The organism is Salinilacustrithrix flava (assembly GCF_041228405.1).
Lineage (GTDB): Bacteria > Actinomycetota > Acidimicrobiia > Acidimicrobiales > Salinilacustritrichaceae > Salinilacustrithrix > Salinilacustrithrix flava.
Map to the genome: position 1 here is coordinate 552,465 of NZ_CP133888.1, position 20,817 is coordinate 573,281.

The following is a 20,817-nucleotide window of genomic DNA, read 5'->3' on the forward strand; positions in this document are numbered from 1 at the left end:
CGGTGGTCGATCGGCGCGTGAGGAAGCTTCAGGTGGCGGCGCGGGTCTTGCGGAGGAGCGGATCGGCGGCAGCGAGGGTGCGGTCGGCGATGCGCATCACCCGGCCGGCGGCGCCGGGCGTCTCGTTGTCGACGAGGTTGCCCATGACCGACAGCGTGATGTCGGCGATCTTCTGCGTGCCCACCGCGACCCGCAGGCCGTTGCGCAGGATCCACGGGTGGCCGATGAGGAACGAGAACCGCCGACCGGTGCGGAGGAACGCGTCGAAGCGCTCGCCGATCTCGATGTCGTACCGGGCCGGAGCGGTGGAGGGGCTCTCCAGGAACAGATCGGCGGCGAGCATCCCGGACTCGAGGCCGTAGTCGATGCCCTCGCCGTTCATCGGGTTCACGAGGCCGGCGGCGTCGCCGATCGCGACCCAACCCGGCCCGTGCCGCTTCACCGATGACATCGGCAGCCTCCACGCCCGCGGCCGGGCGAGGTACTCGCCGACGCCCCACTCGTCGCGCACGAGGGCCTGGTAGTCGTCCAGCAGCGTGTTGAGGTTCAGGTCGGTGAACCGCTTCATCGTGCTGAGCGCGCCGACGCCGATGTTCACCGTGCCGTCGCCGCAGGGGAACATCCAGCCGTAGCCGGGCACCGCCGTGCCGCTGCGGTCCCGCAGGGTGAGGCAGGCCTCGAGGTGGCGATCGGCGTGGCGGGGGGACTCGACGTAGGCCCGGATCGCCAGCCCGAACGGCTCGTCGGGGTCGCGCTCGGCGCCGAGCATGCGGGCGGCCTTGCCCTGGGCGCCGGCGGCGACGACCGTGAGGTCGGCGTGCACGGTGCGCCCGCCGGCGGTGACGCCGCGCACGACGTGGCCATCGAGGATCGGGAGGGCCTCGGTCTCGTACACCAGCTCGGCGCCCGCCTTCTCGGCCGCGTCGACCAGGTGGGCGTCGAGGCGCTTGCGGGGCCACACCGCGCCGTGGGACGGGAAGCGGCCGTGCTCGGGCCAGGGCAGCTGGCGGCGCTGCCGGCCGGCGATCATGCGCAGCCCGTCGATGCGGTGGGCCTCGTCCTCGTAGGGGATCTCCAGCTCCTGGAGCGCACCGACCGCCCGGGGGGTCAGCCCGTCGCCGCAGACCTTGTCCCGGCCGTGCTTGCCCTTCTCGAACACGACGACCTTCGCGCCGGCCCGGGCGGCCCGGATGGCGGTCGCCGCGCCGGCGGGACCTCCACCGATGACGGCGATGTCGACGTGCTCCATCGGCCCATTCTCACGGGTCGCCGGGGCGTTCCCACAGTCAGGTGGCGGACGGCACCTGCTTCTCGACCATGGCGACCCGCTCGTCGGTGCCGTAGGGGGCGAGCTCGCCGACGGCGGCGTAGCCGCGACGCTCGTGGAACCGCATCGACCGCGGGTTGGGCGGCTCCACGTTGACCTCGGCGCAGACGACCAGTCGACCGGTCTCGCTGGCCCACGCCTCGACGCGGGCGTAGAGCTCGTCCGCCACGCCGATGCCCCGCGCCTCGGGCTCGAGCGCGATGCGGTCGACGTAGGCGAAGCGCTCGTGGCGATCGACGAACCAGCGGTAGTTCGGGCTGGCGTACGGCATGCCTTCGGCGAGCCCGACGAACAGGCCCACGACCACGCCATCGACCTCCACGACGTCGAAGTGCGGGGCCGCCTCGGCGAACAGGGCGAGCCGCTCCTCGTCGAGCGGGCCGACCTCGGGGACGTTCGCGGCGTTGATCGCCCGGACCCGGTCGTCGTCGGCGGGGGTGCGGGATCGGATGCGCCACTCAGCCATCGCAGGAGCCTGCCACCGGCGCCGCCCGCCCACCGAGAGCGCGCCCGCCGCGACGGCACTACCGTCCGCTCATGGCCGAAGCAGGGTTCCGGGGGACGACCGTCGAGCAGGTGGTGGCCCAGGTGGCCGACCGCGAGATCGGGGCGCGCGAGCAGGTCCAGCGGGCCCTCGACGCCATCGAGGCGCTCGATCAGACGATCCACGCCTTCGTCGCCGTCGACGCCGAGCGAGCGCTGCGGGAGGCCGACGAGGTCGACCGACGGATCGCAGCGGGCGAGGAGGTCGGTCCCCTCGCCGGCGTGCCGCTCGCGGTGAAGGACATCGAGGACGTCGCCGGGTTCACCACCACGAACGGCTCGGCGCTCCACGCCGGCGACCCGCCGGCGGAGAAGGACTCCGAGCACGTGGCTCGCCTGCGCGCCGCGGGCTGCATCGTGGTCGGCAAGACCAACACCCCCGAGTTCGGGTGGCAGGCCGACACCTCCAACCAGATCTTCCCGGCCACGGTGAACCCGTGGAACCCCGAGCGCAGCGCCGGCGGCTCCTCGGGCGGGTCCGGCGCGGCGATCGCGTCGGGCATGGTCCCGCTGGCCACCGGCTCCGACGGGGGCGGTTCGATCCGGATCCCGAGCGCGGTCCACGGCCTCACCGGCCTGAAGACGTCCCTCGGGCGCGTCCCCGGTGGCGGACCGACCGCACCCCGCTGGATGCACCTGTCCTGCAAGGGACCGATGGCCCGCACCGCCCGCGACGTGGCCCTGGCCCTCGACGCCGTCGTCGGCTTCGACCCCACCGACCTGCACACCCTGCCGCCGCACCACGGACCGTCGTGGCGATCCCAGGTCGACGAGGTCCTGCCGCCCCGCCGGGTCGTGTGGTCGCCGACGCTCGGCTACGGATCGGTGGACGCCGAGGTCGCCGCTGCCTGCCGCGCCGCCGTCGACCGACTCGCCGACGAGGGCACCGAGGTGGTCGAGGTGGAGACCGTGTTCGACGAGGACCCAGCCTTCGTCTGGGCTGCCGTCGCCTACTCCGCCATCCTCCGCACGGTCGCCGACCGGCGCGGCACCCCGGCGTGGGAGACCATCACGCCGGGCCTGCGGACCATGTTCGACCTGATCGGCGAGCAGAGCGGGGTGGACGTGCTGCAGGCGATGGACGCCGGCCACCGGCTCAACCACCGCCTGGTCGAGGTGCTGCACCGGGGCGCCGTGCTGCTGTGCCCGACCGTCGCCGGCCAGACCGGGAGGGTCGGCGAGCAGGGCACCATCGACGGCGAGGCGTCCATGTCGTGGGTGTCCTACACGTACCCCTTCAACCTCACCGGGAGCCCAGCCGGCACGGTCTGCGTCGGCCACACCGACGACGGCATGCCGATCGGCCTGCAGGTCGTGGGGCCGCGCTTCGGCGACGTCGTCGCCCTGCGCGTCCTCACCCACCTGGAGGACCTGCTCGACGTCGACACCGTGGCCCCGCTCGATTGGGCCTGACCACCCGTTCCGGGCAGCTCCACACGCATCCGATGCGTGCGCCGCGGCCCAGAACGTCGCATCGTTGATCGAGCGATCTGCAATCACTTGATGCGGTCGACTGCGCACTCCGCGCAGGTGGTTTCGCGTTCATTGGTCGAACTGGTTGGCAAACGGTGTGAAGTCCGTCACCATGGAGCGCATGGCCGAGCTCACGATGGAGCTGCCGGCGGACCACCCCGGCGTCAGCGACGAGGACTACCTGGCCCGGCGCGCCCACATCGCCGAGGTCGGTCGCCGGTACCGCCCGGGCGACCCGATCCCCGAGGTCCACTACTCCGCCGAGGAGGACCAGGTCTGGGCCACCGTGTCGGCCGAGCTGGCCCAGCTCCACCAGCGCTTCGCCTGCGCCGAGGTCCGCGACGGCAGCGAGCGCCTCGCCCTCCCGAAGAACCGGGTCCCCCAGCTGCACGAGGTCGACGCCCGCACCCGCCAGCTGTCGGACTTCCGCATCCGGCCCGTCCCCGGGCTGGTGCCGACCCGCGAGTTCTACGGCTCGCTGGCCGAGCGCACGTTCCTGTCGACGCAGTACATCCGCCACCACTCGGTGCCCTTCTACACACCCGAGCCCGACATCGTGCACGAGATCATCGGGCACGCCACGATGCTCGCCTCCCCCCGGCTGGCCGACCTGTACGAGCAGGCCGGACGGGCGTCGCTGCGCGCCACGTCGGATGAGGCCCTCGACTTCTTCAGCCGGGTCTTCTGGTTCACGCTCGAGTTCGGCGTCCTCCACGAGGACGGCCCCGACGGTGACCAGGTCCGGGCCTACGGCGCCGGGCTGCTGTCGTCCTACGGCGAGATCCAGGTCTTCCGCGACGCCGAGATCCGTCCGTGGGACATCCAGGCGATGGGCACGACCACCTACGACATCACCCAGTACCAGCCGGTGCTGTTCGCCGCCGAGAGCATGGACGCCGTGCTCGAGGACCTCGGCGCCTTCTTCGACTCCTACGACGACGACACCTACCGGAGGAACCACGCATGACCACCGTCGAGCGCACCGCGGGCACCGAGGCCCCGGCCACCCACCTGCAGGGTTGGGACTGCATCGAGTGGTGGGTCGGCAACGCCCGCAGCACCGCCGGCTTCCTCATGTCGGCCTTCGGCTTCGAGTGCACCGGCTACGCCGGCCCCGAGTCCGGCGTCCCCGACCGGGTGAGCTACGTGCTCGAGCAGGGCGACATCCGCTTCGTCATCACCGGCGCCCTCGACGCCGACTCCCCCATCGCCGACCACGTCCGCCACCACGGCGACGGCGTGCACGACCTGGCCTGGGTCGTCGACGACGTCGACGCCACCTTCGGCGCCGCCGTCGAGCGCGGCGCCCGCCCGGTGCGCGAGCCGTGGGACGAGACCGACGAGCTCGGCACGCTCCGCCTCGCCCAGATCGCCACCTACGGAGACACCGTGCACACCTTCGTCGACCGCCAGCGCTACGCCGGTGACGCCGCCCACCGCCTCGAGCCCGGCTTCCACGACGAGCGCCTCCCGCCCCTTCCGGTCGGCCCCGAGGTCGGCCTCCGGGGCCTCGACCACGTGGTGGGCAACGTCGAGCAGGGCAGCCTCGACGAGTGGGTCGACTTCTACGCCCGGGTGCTGGGCTTCGAGCAGCTCGTCCACTTCGACGACGACCAGATCGCAACCGAGTACTCCGCGCTCATGTCCACCGTCGTGTGGGACGGCTCCAAGATCGTCATGCCGATCAACGAGCCGGCCGACGGGCTCAAGAAGAGCCAGATCCAGGAGTACCTGGAGTGCTACGACGGTCCCGGCGTGCAGCACATCGCCATGCGCACCGACGACATCGTCGCCACCGTCGACGCGCTGCGCCAGCGGGGCGTGCGGTTCATGGAGGTGCCCGACACCTACTACGCCGAGGCCAAGGAGCGGCTCGCCGACTTCGACCTGCCCTGGGCTGAGCTGCAGCGGCTGTCGATCCTCGCCGATCGCGACCACGACGGCTACCTGCTGCAGATCTTCACCGAGACGGTGACCGACCGGCCGACGGTGTTCTTCGAGATCATCGAGCGCCACGGGGCCAAGGGCTTCGGCGAGGGCAACTTCAAGGCGCTCTTCGAGGCCATCGAGCGCGACCAGGCCCGCCGCGGCAACCTCTGAGGGCCCGTGCGCCACGCCTACGGCATCGCCACCGGACCGGACGGCGGACCCGCGCACCTCGCGGCCCGCGTCGGTGACGTCGCCGTGGACCTGCGGGGCGTCCCCGGCGTGCCGGACGAGGTGGCCGAGGCCGACGACCTCCACCCGCTGCTCGCCCTCGGCCGGCGGGGCTGGGACGACCTGCACGGCGCGGTCGACGAGCACCTGACCTCCGGACCGCCCACCGTGCCGGTCGCGGACCTCGAGGTCCGACTCCCCGTGGTGCCCGGCGACTACGTGGACTTCTACGCCTCCGAGCACCACGCCACGAACCTCGGACGGATCCTGCGGCCGGGCGAGCAGGCCCTCCCCGACGCCTGGCGCCACCTGCCGATCGGGTACCACGGCCGGGCCGGCTCGGTCGTCGTGTCCGGCACCCCGATCCGCCGACCCGTCGGCCTGGTCGGACCGGGCGAGCGACGGCCCTCCGCCCGGCTCGACCTCGAGCTGGAGCTGGGCTTCCTCGTCGGCACGGGCGTCCCGATGGGCGAGGTGCTCGCACCCGACGACGCCGCCGACCACGTCTTCGGCGTGGCGCTGGTGAACGACTGGTCGGCTCGCGACATCCAGGCCTTCGAGTACCGCCCGCTCGGCCCCTTCGCCGGGAAGAGCTTCGCCACCTCCGTCGCCGGGTGGGTGACCCCGCTGGCCGCACTGCCCCGCGCGCGGCCACCCGTGCAGGACCCCGCCCCGGACCCGGGGCTCGCCGCCGACGAGGACTGGGGTCTCGACCTCGAGGTCGCCTGGTCCCTGAACGGCACCGAGGTCGGGCGGACCAACGCCTGCCACCTGTGGTGGACATTCGCCCAGCAGCTCGCCCACCTCACCGCCAACGGCGCCGGGCTCCGCGCCGGCGACCTGTTCGCCTCCGGCACCATCTCCGGTCCCGGCCCGGGCGCGGAGGGCTCGCTCATCGAGGCGGCCCGGAACGGCGCAGACCCCATCACCCTCGACGACGGCACCACCCGCGCCTGGTTGGAGGACGGCGACACCGTCACCCTCACCGGCAGCTGGCGAAGCGCCGAGGGCGTCGCCCACCTCGCCGAGGTCACCGGCACCATCGCAGCTGCCCAGGAGGTCCGCTGATGCCCCACTACCGATCCGTCGGCACCGTGCCCCGCAAGCGACACACCAAGGCCTTCGACGCGGACGGCAACCGCCTGTTCGAGGAGCTGGTCGGCACCGAGGGGTTCTCCCGCGAGTCGGCCCTGCTGTACCACCGCTGCTCGCCTTCGGCGATCCTCGGCGTGGAGCCGGTGGACCCGCCAGACACCGGACCGGGCGGCGGCATCGGCCCCCGCCACTTCCGCACCGCCGACCTGCCCACGGACGCGGACCTGGTCACCGGTCGCCGGCGCCTGCTCGCCAACGCCGACGTCACCATCGCGTACGCCCGCACGTCGGCACCGTCGCCGCTGTACCGCTCGGTCGTGGGCGACGAGCTCGTCTACCTCCACGAGGGCTCGGCCCGGCTCGAGTCGGTGTTCGGATCGATGGACGTCAAGGCCGGCGACTACGTGGTCGTCCCGGCCGGCACGACCCACCGCTGGGTGCCGTCCAGCGACCTCGTCGCCGCGCTCGTCGTGGAGTCCAGCGGCCACGTCCGGATCCCGGACAAGTACCTGTCGCCCCACGGCCAGCTGCTGGAGGGCGCACCGTTCTCCGAGCGCGACCTGCGCGGCCCCGACCGACCGGTGCGGGTCGAGGGCACCGATGTACCCGTGCTCGTGCGGACCCGGAGCGGCTGGATGCGGTACCGCCACGCCACGCACCCCTTCGACGTCGTCGGCTGGGACGGGTGCGTGTACCCCCACGCCCTCAGCATCCACGACTTCGAGCCGATCGTCGGCCGCATCCACCAGCCGCCGCCGGTGCACCAGACCTGGGCGCTGCCGGGTGCGGTCGTGTGCTCCTTCGTCCCCCGCCCGTACGACTTCGACCCCGACGCCGTGCGGGTGCCCTACCACCACCACAACGTCGACAGCGACGAGGTGCTCTTCTACGCCGAGGGCGACTTCATGAGCCGGTCCGGCTCGGGCATCGGGCGCGGGTCGATCTCGTTGCACCCCGCGGGCTTCGTGCACGGCCCCCAACCCGGCTCCTCGGACAAGGCCGACGCCGCCGACGGCACGAACGAGATCGCGGTGATGGTCGACACGTTCCGGCCCCTCGAGGTGCTCGCCGACGCCGCCGACGTGGAGGACCCGGGCTACTCGTCGTCCTGGGGCTAGCTAGCCGCTACTCGCTCACCACCGCCCGCAGCACGTCGAGCCGGGCCGCCCGTCGGGCGGGCAGGATCGCCGCCGCCACGCCGGCGAGGGCGGCAAGGACGACCACCCAGACCAGCGTGGCGACCGGGATGGCGAAGACGGTGAGGCCCTCCTCGGCCAGGGCGGCGACCAGCGCCCACCCGAAGAAGATGCCGATGGCCAGGCCGAGGATCGCGCCCTGCACGGCGATGATCACCGACTCCCACCGGATGGTCGAGCGCAGCTGGCGTCGGGTCATGCCGACCGCTCGGAGCACGCCGAGCTCCCGGGTCCGTTCGAAGATGGACAGGGCCAGCGTGTTCCCGATGCCGAGCAGGGCGATGATGATGGCCAGGGCGAGCATGGCGTACACGAGGCCGAGCATCTGGTCGACGAACGCGAGCTGCTCGGCCTTGTACTCGTTCTGGTCGAGCACCTTCGCGCCGGGGAACGCCGCCGCCTCCGCCTCCACCGCAGCGAGCACATCCTCCTGGGCGACCCCGTCCGCGCCCTTGATGAAGATCTGCGCGTCCAGCTGGTCGACGTAGTTCGCCTCGTAGGCGGCCTTGCCGAGCAGCCAGTCGCCGGCCGGCTGGTTCTCGCCGTAGATCAGCGCGACGGTCAGCTCCTGGGGGCCGGTGGCGACGAACGCCGCGTCGACGGTGTCGCCCACGGACAGCCCACGATCCTGCGCCACGTCCTCGAACACGGCGATCGAGGTCGCGTCGAGATCGTCGGGCGAGCCGGCGACCGGCTCGACGTCGAACACGTCGAAGGTGGCCTCGTCGGCGGCGAGCAGGAACTCGACGGAACCGTCGACCTCGACGACGCCGCCTCGGACCCCGGCGGCCGTCTCGACCTCCGGGAGCGCGGCGACCCGCTCGGTCAGCTCGGGGGACATGCCCCCGCTGCCACCGAACTGCTGGGGCGAGGTGATGACGACGTCGCCGGTGAACGCCCGGTCGATCACGTCGTTGAACGAGGCCTTGGTGGACGAGGCGAAGATGGTGATGAACGACACCAGGCCGACGCCGATCATCAGCGCGGCCGCGGTCGCCGCCGTGCGCTTCGGGCTCCGCATGGCGTTCTGGCGGGCCAGGTGCCCGGCGATCCCGCGGCTCTTGGCCAGCGGCCAACCGATCACCCGGCTCATCGGCAGGGACACGGTGCGGCCCAGCACCGAGACCCCGAAGAACACCACGATCGCCGAGCCGCCGACGATGGCCAGCCCGTTCGACGGCGACCCGAACAGGCCGTACAGCAGGCCGGCGGCGCCGAGGGCGAGGACGGCCACGCCGACCATGATCCGCTCCTTGGAGCCGTAGCCGCTGCTGCTGACCTCGATGTCGCGCATCGCGGCGATCGGCGGCACCTTGCCCGCCTTGCGGGCGGGGGACACGGCCGACACGACCGTCACGATGAGGCCGGCGCTGAAGGCGACCACGGCGGTGCCGAGGCCGAAGACCATCCCGCCGGCGGGGAGCGCCACGCCGAACGCGGTCAGCATCGCCTTCAGGCCGGCGGCGATCACCACGCCGGCGCCGAGGCCGATGGCGGAGGCGATGATCCCGATGACGACGGCCTCGAGCAGGATCGACACCAGCACCTGGCGGCGGCTGGCGCCGATGGCCCGCATGAGCGCGTGCTGCTTCGTGCGCTGCGCCACGGTGATGAAGAAGGTGTTGAAGATGGTGAACCCGCCGACGAGCAGGGCCACCACGGCGAACACCATCATGAACTGGTCGAAGAACGCGGTGGCCTCGGCCATGGCGTCCTGGTTCTCCTGGATGAACTCGTCACCGGTGATGGTCTCGAGCCCGCCCGGGACGATCGCCGCGATCCGCTCGACCAGCTCCTCCTGGGACACGCCCTCCTCGGCGGCGAGCGACACGCTGTCGACCTTGCCGACCTCGCCGAAGTGCTGCTGGGCCGCCTCGACGGTGAACAGCGAGAAGGAGGCGCCGCCCGGCGAGTCGGCGCCGGCGAAGGTGACCACGCCGCTGACCGTCACGTCGATGGGTGCACCGTTCACGAGGACCTGCGCACGATCCCCGGCGGCGTAGCCGCCGTCCTCCGCGGTCTTGCGGTCGATGACCACCTCGTCCGCCGCGGCCGGGGCACGGCCCTCCTCGAGGGTCCAGGTGTTCAGCTCGTCCACCGGCCAGCTGGCACCCACCGTCGGCGGGCCCATCTCCGGCTGCCCGACGGGGTCGCCGTCGCGGCCGATCACCTGGGCGACACCCCAGACGTCGGCCTGGGCCACGGCGACGCCGTCGACCGCAGCGAGCTGGTCCACGACGGCCTCGTCGATCCGGGGCCGGATCTCCGTGCCCTCGGGGGTCTCGATGACCGACGAGGAGCGCACCAGGGCATCGGTGCCCTCGTACGCGCTCGCGAACATGTCGTCCATGGTCTCGGCCATGGTGGCGCTGAGGATCATCGTGCCGCTCATGAACGCGACGCCGATGAGCACGGCGAGGCCGGTCGTGAGGAGGCGGAGCTTGTTCGCCGCCAGGTTTCGCAGGGTCGTGCGGAGCACCTCAGTCCCCGAACTGCTTCATGCGGTCGAGCACCCGCTCGGCCGTGGGTTGCACCATCTCGTCGACGACCTTGCCGTCACCCAGGAAGACGATCCGGTCGGCGTAGGACGAGGCCACCGGGTCGTGGGTGACCATGACGATGGTCTGGCCGAAGTCGTCGACGGCGGCCCGCAGGAACTGCAGGACATCCGAGCCCGATCGGGAGTCCAGGTTGCCGGTGGGCTCGTCGGCGAAGATGATCCTCGGCTTGCTGGCGAGGGCCCGGGCGACCGCCACCCGCTGCTGCTGACCGCCCGACAGCTCGCTCGGCCGGTGATCGAGGCGGTCCTCCAGCCCGACGGTCCGCACGACCTCGTCGATCCAGTCCCGGTCGCCCTTGCGGCCGGCGAGCGCCAACGGGAGGGTGACGTTCTCGTCCGCGGTCAGGGTGGGCACCAGGTTGAACGCCTGGAACACGAAGCCGACCTGATCCCGCCGCAGCACGGTCAGGTGGTTGTCGTCGAGGGTGCTCAGGTCCGTCTCGCCGATGTAGGCCGAGCCGGAGGTGAGCGTGTCGAGCCCGGCGATGCAGTGCAGGAGGGTGGACTTCCCCGACCCGGACGGCCCCATGATCGCGGTGAACCGGCCGGTCTCGAAGCCGACGGTGACGTCGTCGAGCGCCCGGACCTCGGTGGCGTCCTTGCCGTAGACCTTGGATGCGTGCACGGTGGAGGCGGCGAGGGGGACCTCCGCCACGCCCCGATCCGATGTCGAACGGTCGGTGATCGTCATGGGTGCTCCCGCTGTGCTCGGGCTCGCATCACTCGAGCCGTGCCCCGATCGTGCGCTGTCGCACAAGCTCGTCGTAGGGTCCATCGTCATGGTCCGCTCGGGCCGTCCGGCGCTGGCGGGCGTGCTGCTCCTCGTCGCTGCGCTCGGTCTCGCGGCGGCCGCGTGCAGTGGGGAGCCGCTCGACGCCGCAGACGACCTGCGCGGCAGCGTGCTCGAGGTCACGGCGGTGTGGCAGGACGCCGAGGCCGACGCCTTCCGTCTCGTCCTCGACCGCTTCGAGGCCCGGACCGGCGCCACCGTCACCTTCACCTCGACCGAGGGCGCCGACATCGGCACCGTCCTGGACGATCGGCTGGCCGCGGACGACCCACCCGATGTCGCCGTGCTCCCGCAGCCCGCCCTGCTCGAGCGCTACGCCCGAGCCGGCGACATCGTGCCCGTGGGCGACGTCGTGGGCGAGGCGGTGCGGGCCGGCTGGGCTCCGGTCTGGGAGCGGCTCGGCACGGTGGACGGCGACCTGTACGGCGTCTGGTTCAAGGCCGCGAACAAGAGCCTGGTCTGGTACTCGCTCACCGCGTTCGAGGAAGCGGGCCTGGTGCCGCCGGCCGACCTCGACGGCCTGGACGCAGCCGCGGCGGCGCTCGCGACGCACGGCGTGCCGGCGTTCTCCCTTCCCGGCGTGCCCGGTGACGCCTGGGTCCTCACCGACTGGTTCGAGAACGTCTACCTGCGCTCCGCCGGGCCCGATCGCTACGACGCGCTCGCCGCACGTCGCATCCCGTGGACCGACCCGTCGGTGGTCGAGGCGCTGCGGGTGATGGCCTCGCTCCTCGACGCCGACCGCATCGCCCGGGATCCGGGCGCGACCTTCCCGGACTCGGTGGGCGATGTCTTCTCGTCGCGCCCCCGGGCTGCGATGGTGATGGAGGGCGACTTCGTGCCGGGGGTGCTCGGCGATCGCGGCCTGGCCCGCGTCGGCACCGACGTGGACGTCTTCGCCTTCCCCGGCCCGGAGCCCACGGACCGCGGCGTGGTCGTGGGTGGCGATGCGGCGGTGCTCATGCAGGCGTCCTCCGGAGGACGGGCCCTGCTCGAGTTCCTCGCCTCGACCGAGGCCGCGGAGGTGTGGGCGGGGCTCGGCGGGTTCATCTCCCCGAACCAGGAGGTGGATCTCGGCGCCTATCCGGACGTCCCCACCCGACGCATCGCCCGTGCCCTGCTCGAGGCAGGCGACCAGCTCCGATTCGACCTGTCCGACCTCCAGCCCGTCGCGTTCGGCGCGACCACCGGCGCCGGGCTCTGGGCCGAGCTCAGCACGTTCGTCGCCGATCCGACGGACGTGGAGGCGGCTGCGGATCGCATCGAGGCGGCAGCCGACGCCGCGTGGGCGGGACGTTGAGCCGACCGCCGATCAGCGGTCGACCAGCCCCCGGCGGACGAGCCACGCCCGGGCCTCCGCCTCCGGGTCGGTGCCCGCGTTGGCCAGCCGCCAGTTCATGAGCCGAAGGCTCTCCGTGGTCAGCGCGGCCGACACCTCGTCGAGCGTCGCCCGGATCCGCGGGTCGGCCAAGGCCTCCGTGCGGACGACGGGGACCACGTTGTCCGGCGGCTGGAGCCCGCGATCGTCGAGGAGCACGGTGATGCCATCCGCGGTGAGGGCAGCGTCGGTGCTGAAAAGGACCCCCACATCGATCACGCCGTCGATCAGGGCGCGCCGCACCAGCACGGCGTCGGCGAAGGGCTCGAAGCCGGCGAAGTCCAGGCCGTACCGGGACTCGAGCCCAGGGAGGCAGCGCGGGCGCCGTGGGCACTCCGGCGGGCCGCCGAGGACGAAGCCGTCCGCGACCCCGACGAGGTCGCTCACCGTGCGCAGGTCGAGCTCCCGTGCGGCGTCGCCACGGACGGCGAGCACGTTCTCGTTGGAGGCCGAGGCCGGGTCCAGCACCGACACGCCCCACGGGTCGAGCGCCTCTGCCAGCGCGGCGAAGACGGCGTCGACGTCCCCACGCTCGACCTCGGAGCCCGGGGCGACGGCATCCAGGGCCGACCCGGCGTACTCCGGCACGACATCGACCAGGCCACCGCGCAGCGCAGGGAGCACCAGCTCGCGCTGGCCCAGCCCGAGCTGGCGGTGGACGGTCAGCCCCGACGCCTCGAGCGCCTGCGCGTAGATCTCGGCCACCAGCTCGCTCTCGGCGAAGCTGAACGAGGCGACGACCACACCGGGTCGAGCCGTGGGTCCCGGCCCGTCGTCACCGCCGCAGGCAGCCAGGAGCAGGAGCACCGCTGCTGCCATCCCCCGCCATCGCACGGTCCTAGTATCGCCACAGACCCGGGATGGAAACGCCACCCACGCTCTCGCCGCGATCCCCGACACCCGGTGCGACCACCGCGCGGCGTCGGCCATCCGGGGAGGCGCCACCGCTGCCCCGCCCGGTCAGCACCGCCACCCGAGCGTCCGGCGCGCTGCTCGTCCTCGTCGCGATCGTCTCGGTGGCGCTGGGCACCGTCCGCGGCGTCCGCGCCATCACCCGAGCCGACCTGGCGGTGCTCGAGGCCCTCGAGGGGCTGCGGTGGGATCCCCTGGTGGAGGTGGCCGAGGTGGTGGTGACCCTCGGCTCGACCACCGCGTTCCGGGTGCTGGCGTGGACCGTCCTGCTCGTCCTCCTCGCGGTCCGCCGCTACCAGCACCTGTTCGCGACGCTCGCGCTGCTCCTGGTCGTGCCCCTCGTCGCTGCCCTCATCCGCGAGTCGGTGGGTCGGATGCGCCCGGCCGGCGTCGAGATCGTCGCCGGCTGGGACGGGTACGCGCACCCGTCACGCCCCGTCGGCCAGCTGGCGCTCGTGCTCACCATCGCCACCGTGGTCCTCGCACCCCACGGCCTCTGGCGGCGGCGCGCCGCCATGGTGACGGCCGGCGTCCTCGTCCTGGTCGTCGCCGCCCGGCTCTACACCGCCGTGGACCACCCCTCCGACGTGGCGGCATCCCTCGCCCTGGGTGTGGCCGCGCCGGTGCTGGCCCTGCACCTGCTGACACCGGAGGAGGCCTTCCCCGTCACCTACCGGCGCGGGGTGCGGGCACACCTCGACGTCGGCGGTCGCCGGGGGGAGGCGATCCGCCGGGCGTTCGCCTCCCAGCTCGACGTGGACGTCGTCGACGTCGTGCCGTTCGGGCTGCGCGGCAGCGCCGGATCCACGCCGTTGCGCGTCGCCACCCCGTCAGGCGCCCTGTTCGCCAAGCTCTACGCCGCCGTACACCTCCGGTCCGACCGCTGGTACAAGCTCGGCCGCACCGTCCGGTACGGCCGGCTCGAGGACGAGCGCCCGTTCAACTCGGTCCGCCGCCTCGTGCAGTACGAGGACCACATGCTCCGGCTCATGCGCGACGCCGGCGTCCCGACCGCGACACCCCACGGCATCGTGGAGATCACCCCGGAGCGGGAGTACCTCCTCGTCACCGAGCTGATCGAGGGTGCCACCCACCTCACCGATGGCACCGTGACCGACGACGTCGTCGACCAGGCCCTCGCCGTCGTCCGCACGATGTGGGACGCCGGGCTCGCGCACCGGGACATCAAGCCGTCGAACCTGCTGCTCGCCGACGGCAAGGTGCGGGTCATCGACGTGGCCTTCGCCGAGGTGCGGCCGAGCCCGTGGCGGCAGGCGGTGGACCTGGCGAACATGATGCTGACGCTGTCGCTGTGCGTCCCCCCGGCCCAGGTGTACGAGCGGGCGACGCGCGCGTTCACGCCCGACGAGATCGCCGAGGCCTTCGCCGCCACCCGTGCAGTGACGATGCCGGCCCAGCTCCGGTCGATGCTCCGGGAGCAGGAGGGCGACCTGGTCGAGGAGCTCCGGCGGCTGGCGCCCCCGCGCCAGCCGGTGGCGATCCAGCGCTGGACGCTCCGTCGGGTGGGGCTCACCTTCGCCGCGCTGCTCGGCGCCGTGGTGGCCTTCGCCCTCGTGCTGGCCAACCTCGACCTGGCGGGCCTGCTGTGACCCTCCGCCGCACGGGCGCCGTCACCGCGTCCGCGGCCCTGCTCCTCGGTGGGTGCGCGCTGGCCACCGGCGGCGCGGCTCCCCGCTGCGAGCCCGGCATGCGGCTCGCGACGCTGGCCCAGTCCGTCCCCGGCGCCGCCTACGTGCCCTGCATCAGCGACCTGCCGCCGGGGTGGACGTTCGAGGGCCTCGAGGTCGACGACGATGGCGCCACCATCACGCTGGAGTCCGATCGTGCCGACCGGGAGGTCCGCGTCGCGCTCGCTGCATCGTGCGACGTCGAGGACGCGACACCGATCACGCCGAGCGACGAGGGCGTGCGCACGTACCACCGGGTGGATTCCATCGACCCGCGCTACGCCGGCCAGCTGCTCGACGTGTTCCCCGGGGGCTGCGTCACCGTCGACTACGACTTCGAACGAGGACGCCACGTCGCCCTCGTCACCGAGCTGCAGGCGGCCGTCAGCCTGTTCGCCCGCCTGGAGCTGCGTCAGGCGCTGGACGCTGACCTGGACGTCCGGCTGGACCCCTGATCGCGCGGACGGACCGCTCGGTGGCGAGCCCGAGCGCTGCGCCCCCGGCGACGTCGAGCGGCAGGTGGGCACCGACGTAGATGCGGGCCGCGGCCACGACGCCCGCCGCCGACCACACCGGCACCCGCCAGCGCCAGGGGACCTGGGCGGTGGCCGCCGACGCCATGGCCACCGCGACCGCCGCATGACCGGAGGGGTAGCCGAGCCCGGTCTGGGCCCGACCGAGGATGCGGGCTGCGTCCACCACGGAGGAGGGGCGGCCGCGCTGGGCAAGGGGCTTGACCAGCTTCGAGCCGGTCCAGGCCAGCGAACCGACCAGGGCCAGCCGGCGACCGAGCTCGGCGCGTCCCGACGCCGCGGTGGCGCCGCCGATCCCGAGCGCGCCGCCCAGGCTGCCGGCCTGCATGACCAGCCATGCCGGGACCAGCCACCGTTCGCTGATCCCGTTCACCCCCGAGAACCAGCGGGCCTCGGCGGCACGGAGCTCACCCCGCCTCGCCTCCCACGCGCCGATGCCGACCGCGCTGGCGGCCAGAGCGGCAACGGTGAGGTCGACGGGTCGCTGCTCCATCCTGACCTCAGGTGGCGGGCTCGCCGGTGCGGCTGCGCCGCCAGATCTTGCGCAGCTCCTCGGTGAGCAGCACGGTGGAGGCGACGCCGAGGCACACCAGCCACTGCATGGCCGAGATCGACGTGGTGTCGAACAGCTCCTGCATCGGGCCGACGTGGGTCACGCCGATCTGGAGCGCGATGACGGCGGCCAGCGCGATCCAGAGCTTGCTGTTCCGGAACGTGGCCCGACGGAAGACCGTCTGCTGATCGCTGCGCACGTTCAAGATGTTGAAGAACTGGTACAGGACGAAGGTGTTGAACGCCATCGTCCCGGCCACCGTGGCCTCGCCTGCGATCGGTTCGGGGCCGGGAGCGAAGGCGAGCACGGCCAGGGTGCCGGCGGCCATGACGACGGCCGCCTGGCCGATGGCCGTCCACCGAGGACGGGTGAGGATGGGTTCCCCGGGCGGTCGAGGATCTCGCCCCATCACCCGCTCGTCGACCGGATCGAGGCCGAGGGCCATGGCCGGGGGACCGTCCATGATGATGTTCACCCAGAGGATGGCGATGGCGGTGAACGGCTGTCCGCTGGCGATGCCGAAGATCGACGCGGCGAGGAAGATGGTGGCGAAGCCGAGCGTGGTGCTCAGCTGGAACCGCACGAACTTGACGATGTTGTCGTAGATCGTGCGGCCGCGGCGGACGGCCTCGATGATGGTGGCGAAGTTGTCGTCGGCCAGGACCATGGTGGCCGCCTCCTTCGTCACCTCCGTCCCGGTGATGCCCATGGCGATGCCCATGTCGGCTCGACGCAGGGCCGGTGCGTCGTTCACGCCATCGCCGGTCATGGCCACGACGTGGCCTCGCTTCTGCAGGGCGGAGACGAGGCGCAGCTTGTGCTCCGGCGAGACCCGGGCGAAGACGGAGATGTCGTCGACCCGCTCCGCGAGCTCCTCGTCGCTCATCGCGTCGAGGTCCCGGCCGGTGACGGCCACGACGTGGTCGCCCCCGCCGAGGTTCAGCTGCTCGCCGATCGCACTCGCCGTGCTGGCGTGGTCGCCGGTGATCATCTTCACGCTGATGCCGGCGCCGCCGGCCTCCTCGATGGCCGCTCTCGCCTCCTCGCGGGGCGGGTCGACGATGCCGATCAGGGCGAGGAACGTCAGGTCGGTGACCGCGTCGAGGTCACCGTCTCCGTTCCACTCGTCCCGGGAGATGGCGCGACGAGCGACCGCGAGGACCCGCATCCCCGAGCCGGCCAGGCGGGCGTTGTGCTCCTCGAGCTCCTCGCGGAGCTCCTCGACGGGAACGATCGTGCCGTCGTAGCCGAGCACGGTGGTGGACCGGTCGAGGATGGCGTCGGGTGCACCCTTGGCGTACATGCGCAGCCCGGACTCGCTCTCGTGCAGCGTGGCCATGAGCTTGTGGGCCGAGTCGAACGGCACCTCGCCCACCCGGGGGCGCTCGGCCCGCCGGGTCGCCGGGTCGACCCCACCCTTGCCGGCCAGCACCACCAGCGCGCCCTCGGTGGGGTCGCCCACCAGGCGCCACACGCCCTCCTCGTCGTCGAAGCGGACCGTGGCGTCGCTGCACAGCGCCATGGGCTCGAGCACCTCGTCGAGGTCGATCGGCACGTCGTCGAGACCGTGGATCTCACCCTCGGGGGCGTAGCCGTTGCCGCTGATGGCCAGCCGGCGGCCGGTCACGACGATCTCCTCGGCGGTCATCTGGTTGAGGGTGAGCGTGCCCGTCTTGTCGCTGCAGATGACCGTGGTGGACCCGAGCGTCTCGACGCTGGCGAGGCGCTTCACGATGGCGTTCTCCCGCGCCATCTTCGACACGCCGATGGCGAGGGTCACGGCGGTGACCGCCGGCAGGCCTTCGGGGATCGAGGCGACCGCCAGGGCGACGGCGGTGAGGAGGAGGTCGGAGATGTCCTCGCCGCGGATCAGCCCGATGAGGAAGACCAGCCCGACGATGACGCCGGCCAGCTTCGCAAGGCTGTGGGCCAGCTGGTCGAGCTGGCGCTGCAGCGGCGTCTTCTCCGGAGCCGCTTCGCGGAGGAGCCCGGCGATTCGGCCGATCTCGGTGCCCATGCCGGTCGTGGTGACCACGAGCTCGCCCCGACCTCGGGTGACGGTGGTCTGCATGTGGACCATCGACGTGCGGTCGGCGACGGGCAGGTCGTCACCTGCCGCCGGCTCGGGCGTCTTGGTGACCGGGAGGCTCTCGCCGGTGAGCGCGGCCTCCTCGACCTCCAGCTGCACCGCCTCGATGACGCGACCGTCTGCCGGGATGCGATCGCCCGCCTCGACGGCGACGACGTCGCCCGGCACGAGCTCGGCCGCCGGGACCGTGCGCATGGTGCCCTCGCGGCGCACGCGCACCTCGAGCACCAGCATGCGGCGGAGCGCATCCAGCGAGGCCTCGGCCCGGTTCTCCTGGACGAACCCGATGACGGCGTTCAGCAGCACGACGACGAGCACCACGATGGGTGTCTTCAGCTCGCCGGACACCACGAAGCTGACGACCGCAGCCGCCAGCAGGATCAGGATCAGCAGGTCCTTGAACTGGCGGGCGAATCGCTTCCACGACGGGTCGCGCGGCGCCTCGTCGAGCTCGTTGGTGCCGTGCTCCTCACGCCGGCGGACGACCTCGTCGGAGGACAGGCCCGTGCGGGGATCCACCGCGAAGGCCTCGAGCACCTCGTCGACGGTGCGATCGTGGAACGTCGCTGCGACCTCGCGGGTCGTGGCGGTTGCTGGCGTGGTGGACAACGGGATTGCACCTCGGAATTCGACGACGGGCCGTGCTCCGAAGGTCTCTCCCACCCACGACGTGGGCCGATGTCCCGGGCCGGAGCCGTAGTGACGAGACAGCGATGGTGCACCGCACCGGGGGGATACTCCCCTTCGACGGGGGAGCCTACCGCTACCCGGGCCCGATCTCCCCTCGATCGCGTTCCGCGAACTGGCGGAACGCCCGGTCCACGACCCGGTCGTGCAGGCGCCGCGAGACGCCGGGGACCACGCGGTTGACCCCCCGGAGGAGCCGGTGCCGGGGAGCGAGATCCGAGCGCAGCCGGATCTCGGCACCGTCGGGGCCCGGCGCCAGCGTGACCGTTGCGGTGCCCTCGATGTCACCGGCCAGCGTCGCATCCACCTGCCGCGGCGGCTCGACGCGGTCGATGTGGAGCGTGAACTGCAGGGACCACGGCATCGGCACCCGGATGCGGGCCGCCCAGCACTCGCCGGCTGCAAGCCGGCGACCGTCGAACCGCCGGAGCCAGGGCCACCACCGCTGGTACTCGTCCACGCCGGCGAGCGCGCCCCACGCCTGCTCGAGCGGCTCATCGAGCAGATAGGTGCGGTCCGTGCGCAGCCGGCCGCCGTCGTGGTGGCTCACGGTGGTCAGAGCCCGAAGACCATGCGGGCGTAGGCGAAGTACACCAGCAGCCCGGTCGCATCGACGAGGGTGGTGATGAACGGTGCGCTCACCACTGCCGGGTCCCCGCCGACGCGACCCACGACCAACGGCAGCACCGATCCCGCGGACGTACCGATCACGCACACGGTCACCAGCGTGAGGCACACGACCGCTGCGAGCTTGGGCTCGTAGGCGAGGGCGATCGGGAGGGCGGCGAGCACCGCCAGGAGCCCGCCGAGCATCACCCCGACGCTGGCCTCGCGCCACACCACCCTGGGCAGGTCGCGGATGCGGAGGTCGTCGACGGCCATCGCCCGCACGACGGTCGTCGCCGCCTGCGCCCCGATGTTGCCGCCCGTGCCGAGGAGCAGGGGGATGAAGAGCGCGAGCGCCACGACCTCCTCGAGCTCCCCTTCGAAGTGATCGAGGACCTGCACGGTGAGGACACCGGCGGATGCAGCCACCACGAGCCACACCGCTCGGCTCCGGACCAGCCGCAGGAGCGAAGCGGTGAGATAGGGACGGCGGAGCGGGTCGACACCAGAGGTCTTGGCGGCGTCCTCGGCCTCCTCGAGCCCCAGGACCTCCATGGCGTCGTCGATGGTGACCACACCCAGCAAGGCGCCCTCGGCGTCCAGCACCGGTACGGCCAGCGCCTCGGTGCTGAGCACCCGCCTCGCTGCGACCTCCTGGTCGTCGTCGGGCGACAGGGCATCGGCGCGGACGTCTTGGCTGTGGGCACCGACGTGGTCGTCGTCCTCGGCGCTGAGCAGGTCTCGCAGCTCGACCATCCCCACGAACATCCCCGCGTCGGTCACGGGCAACCGGTAGACGGTGTCCACCTCGGGCTCGCACCGGCGGACGCGGTCGAGGGCGGCTGCGACGCGGTCGGAGGCGGAGAGCTCCAGCATGCGCTGCGTCATCATGCGCCCCACGCTCTCCGGCGGGTACTGCAGGAGCCGCCGGGTCTCGGCCGCCTCCGCCGCCGGGAGCTCGTCGACCCATGACTCGGCCGTCGCCGAGTCGGTGAGCATGCGCGCTCGCTCGTCCGGCGGCATCAGCGCCAGCAGCTGCGGCCGCCGCTGCGATCCGACCCGGTCGAGCAGGAGCGCCTGGTGACCGGATTCGAGCCGGCGCAGCGCCTCCGCCGCATCCGTCGGCGGTGCCGCCCGCAGGAGCTCTGCCCCGTCGTCGAGGTTGCGCTGGACCAGCTGGGCGTGGAGCTGCTCGGTGGCAGTCGAGGATCGCATGGCCGTCATGATCCG

The 20,817-nt window shown here is 72.5% G+C and carries 17 protein-coding genes; 8 read left to right on the forward strand and 9 right to left on the reverse strand.

From position 1 onward, the window contains the following. Positions 1 to 28: 28 nt before the first annotated feature. Both RGQ06_RS02645 and RGQ06_RS02650 read right to left on the reverse strand, forming a co-directional pair. Entirely contained in the window at positions 29 to 1,249 is a 1,221-nt protein-coding gene (locus RGQ06_RS02645) for a geranylgeranyl reductase family protein (protein ID WP_432429747.1), read from the reverse strand. Between the two features lie 37 nt (positions 1,250 to 1,286). Then, positions 1,287 to 1,793, reverse strand: a complete 507-nt coding sequence (locus RGQ06_RS02650; protein ID WP_432429748.1) for a GNAT family N-acetyltransferase — start codon at positions 1,791 to 1,793, stop codon at positions 1,287 to 1,289. Positions 1,794 to 1,864: 71 nt separating this feature from the next. Between RGQ06_RS02650 and RGQ06_RS02655 the strand changes: the two genes are divergently transcribed. The 5 genes from RGQ06_RS02655 to RGQ06_RS02675 all read left to right on the forward strand — a co-directional run bounded on the left by RGQ06_RS02655 (position 1,865) and on the right by RGQ06_RS02675 (position 7,713). Continuing rightward, positions 1,865 to 3,283 carry an amidase gene (locus RGQ06_RS02655; protein WP_432429749.1) on the forward strand — a complete coding sequence of 473 codons (1,419 nt, stop codon included), beginning with the start codon at positions 1,865 to 1,867 and terminating at the stop codon, positions 3,281 to 3,283. A gap of 181 nt (positions 3,284 to 3,464) precedes the next feature. Continuing rightward, a complete protein-coding gene (locus RGQ06_RS02660; protein ID WP_432429750.1) occupies positions 3,465 to 4,310 on the forward strand; it encodes a phenylalanine 4-monooxygenase in 846 nt (281 codons plus the stop codon). Continuing rightward, on the forward strand, positions 4,307 to 5,443 hold the full coding sequence (gene hppD, locus RGQ06_RS02665; protein WP_432429751.1) for a 4-hydroxyphenylpyruvate dioxygenase: 1,137 nt from the start codon (positions 4,307 to 4,309) through the stop codon (positions 5,441 to 5,443). The genes RGQ06_RS02660 and hppD overlap by 4 nt, the downstream gene beginning before the upstream one ends. Before the next feature lie 6 nt (positions 5,444 to 5,449). Then, a complete protein-coding gene (locus RGQ06_RS02670; protein ID WP_432429752.1) occupies positions 5,450 to 6,568 on the forward strand; it encodes a fumarylacetoacetate hydrolase family protein in 1,119 nt (372 codons plus the stop codon). Next, on the forward strand, positions 6,568 to 7,713 hold the full coding sequence (locus RGQ06_RS02675; RefSeq protein ID WP_432429753.1) for a homogentisate 1,2-dioxygenase: 1,146 nt from the start codon (positions 6,568 to 6,570) through the stop codon (positions 7,711 to 7,713). The genes RGQ06_RS02670 and RGQ06_RS02675 overlap by 1 nt, the downstream gene beginning before the upstream one ends. Positions 7,714 to 7,720: 7 nt before the next feature. Here the strand turns inward: RGQ06_RS02675 and RGQ06_RS02680 are convergent, their stop codons facing one another. After that, on the reverse strand, positions 7,721 to 10,270 hold the full coding sequence (locus RGQ06_RS02680) for an ABC transporter permease (RefSeq protein ID WP_432429754.1): 2,550 nt from the start codon (positions 10,268 to 10,270) through the stop codon (positions 7,721 to 7,723). Position 10,271: 1 nt separating this feature from the next. Further along, on the reverse strand, positions 10,272 to 11,042 hold the full coding sequence (locus RGQ06_RS02685) for an ABC transporter ATP-binding protein (RefSeq protein ID WP_432429755.1): 771 nt from the start codon (positions 11,040 to 11,042) through the stop codon (positions 10,272 to 10,274). Positions 11,043 to 11,130: 88 nt separating this feature from the next. Here RGQ06_RS02685 and RGQ06_RS02690 point away from each other — a divergent pair, with 88 nt between their 5' ends. Continuing rightward, positions 11,131 to 12,441 (forward strand): ABC transporter substrate-binding protein, encoded by a 1,311-nt coding sequence (locus RGQ06_RS02690; protein WP_432429756.1) that lies wholly within the window; start codon positions 11,131 to 11,133, stop codon positions 12,439 to 12,441. A gap of 12 nt (positions 12,442 to 12,453) precedes the next feature. Here the strand turns inward: RGQ06_RS02690 and RGQ06_RS02695 are convergent, their stop codons facing one another. Next, entirely contained in the window at positions 12,454 to 13,338 is an 885-nt protein-coding gene (locus RGQ06_RS02695) for an ABC transporter substrate-binding protein (RefSeq protein ID WP_432429757.1), read from the reverse strand. Positions 13,339 to 13,379: 41 nt separating this feature from the next. On the opposite strand from RGQ06_RS02695, the gene RGQ06_RS02700 reads away from it, so the two are divergent. Further along, complete coding sequence (locus tag RGQ06_RS02700) at positions 13,380 to 15,041, forward strand: lipopolysaccharide kinase InaA family protein (protein ID WP_432429758.1); 1,662 nt, start codon at positions 13,380 to 13,382, stop codon at positions 15,039 to 15,041. Next, positions 15,038 to 15,574 (forward strand): hypothetical protein, encoded by a 537-nt coding sequence (locus RGQ06_RS02705; RefSeq protein WP_432429759.1) that lies wholly within the window; start codon positions 15,038 to 15,040, stop codon positions 15,572 to 15,574. Before RGQ06_RS02700 ends, RGQ06_RS02705 begins: the two co-directional genes overlap by 4 nt. On the opposite strand, the gene RGQ06_RS02710 is transcribed toward RGQ06_RS02705, so the two are convergent. The 4 genes from RGQ06_RS02710 to mgtE all read right to left on the reverse strand — a co-directional run bounded on the left by RGQ06_RS02710 (position 15,504) and on the right by mgtE (position 20,802). Then, entirely contained in the window at positions 15,504 to 16,145 is a 642-nt protein-coding gene (locus tag RGQ06_RS02710; protein WP_432429760.1) for a phosphatase PAP2 family protein, read from the reverse strand. The genes RGQ06_RS02705 and RGQ06_RS02710 overlap by 71 nt on opposite strands. 7 nt (positions 16,146 to 16,152) lie before the next feature. Continuing rightward, the gene (locus RGQ06_RS02715; protein WP_432429761.1) at positions 16,153 to 18,903 is read right to left on the reverse strand and encodes a cation-translocating P-type ATPase; all 2,751 of its coding nucleotides are present in this window, start codon (positions 18,901 to 18,903) and stop codon (positions 16,153 to 16,155) included. A 154-nt stretch (positions 18,904 to 19,057) separates the two neighbouring features. Continuing rightward, entirely contained in the window at positions 19,058 to 19,531 is a 474-nt protein-coding gene (locus RGQ06_RS02720) for an SRPBCC family protein (RefSeq protein WP_432429762.1), read from the reverse strand. Positions 19,532 to 19,536: 5 nt separating this feature from the next. Further along, entirely contained in the window at positions 19,537 to 20,802 is a 1,266-nt protein-coding gene (gene mgtE / locus RGQ06_RS02725; RefSeq protein ID WP_432429763.1) for a magnesium transporter, read from the reverse strand. Positions 20,803 to 20,817 lie beyond the last annotated feature (15 nt).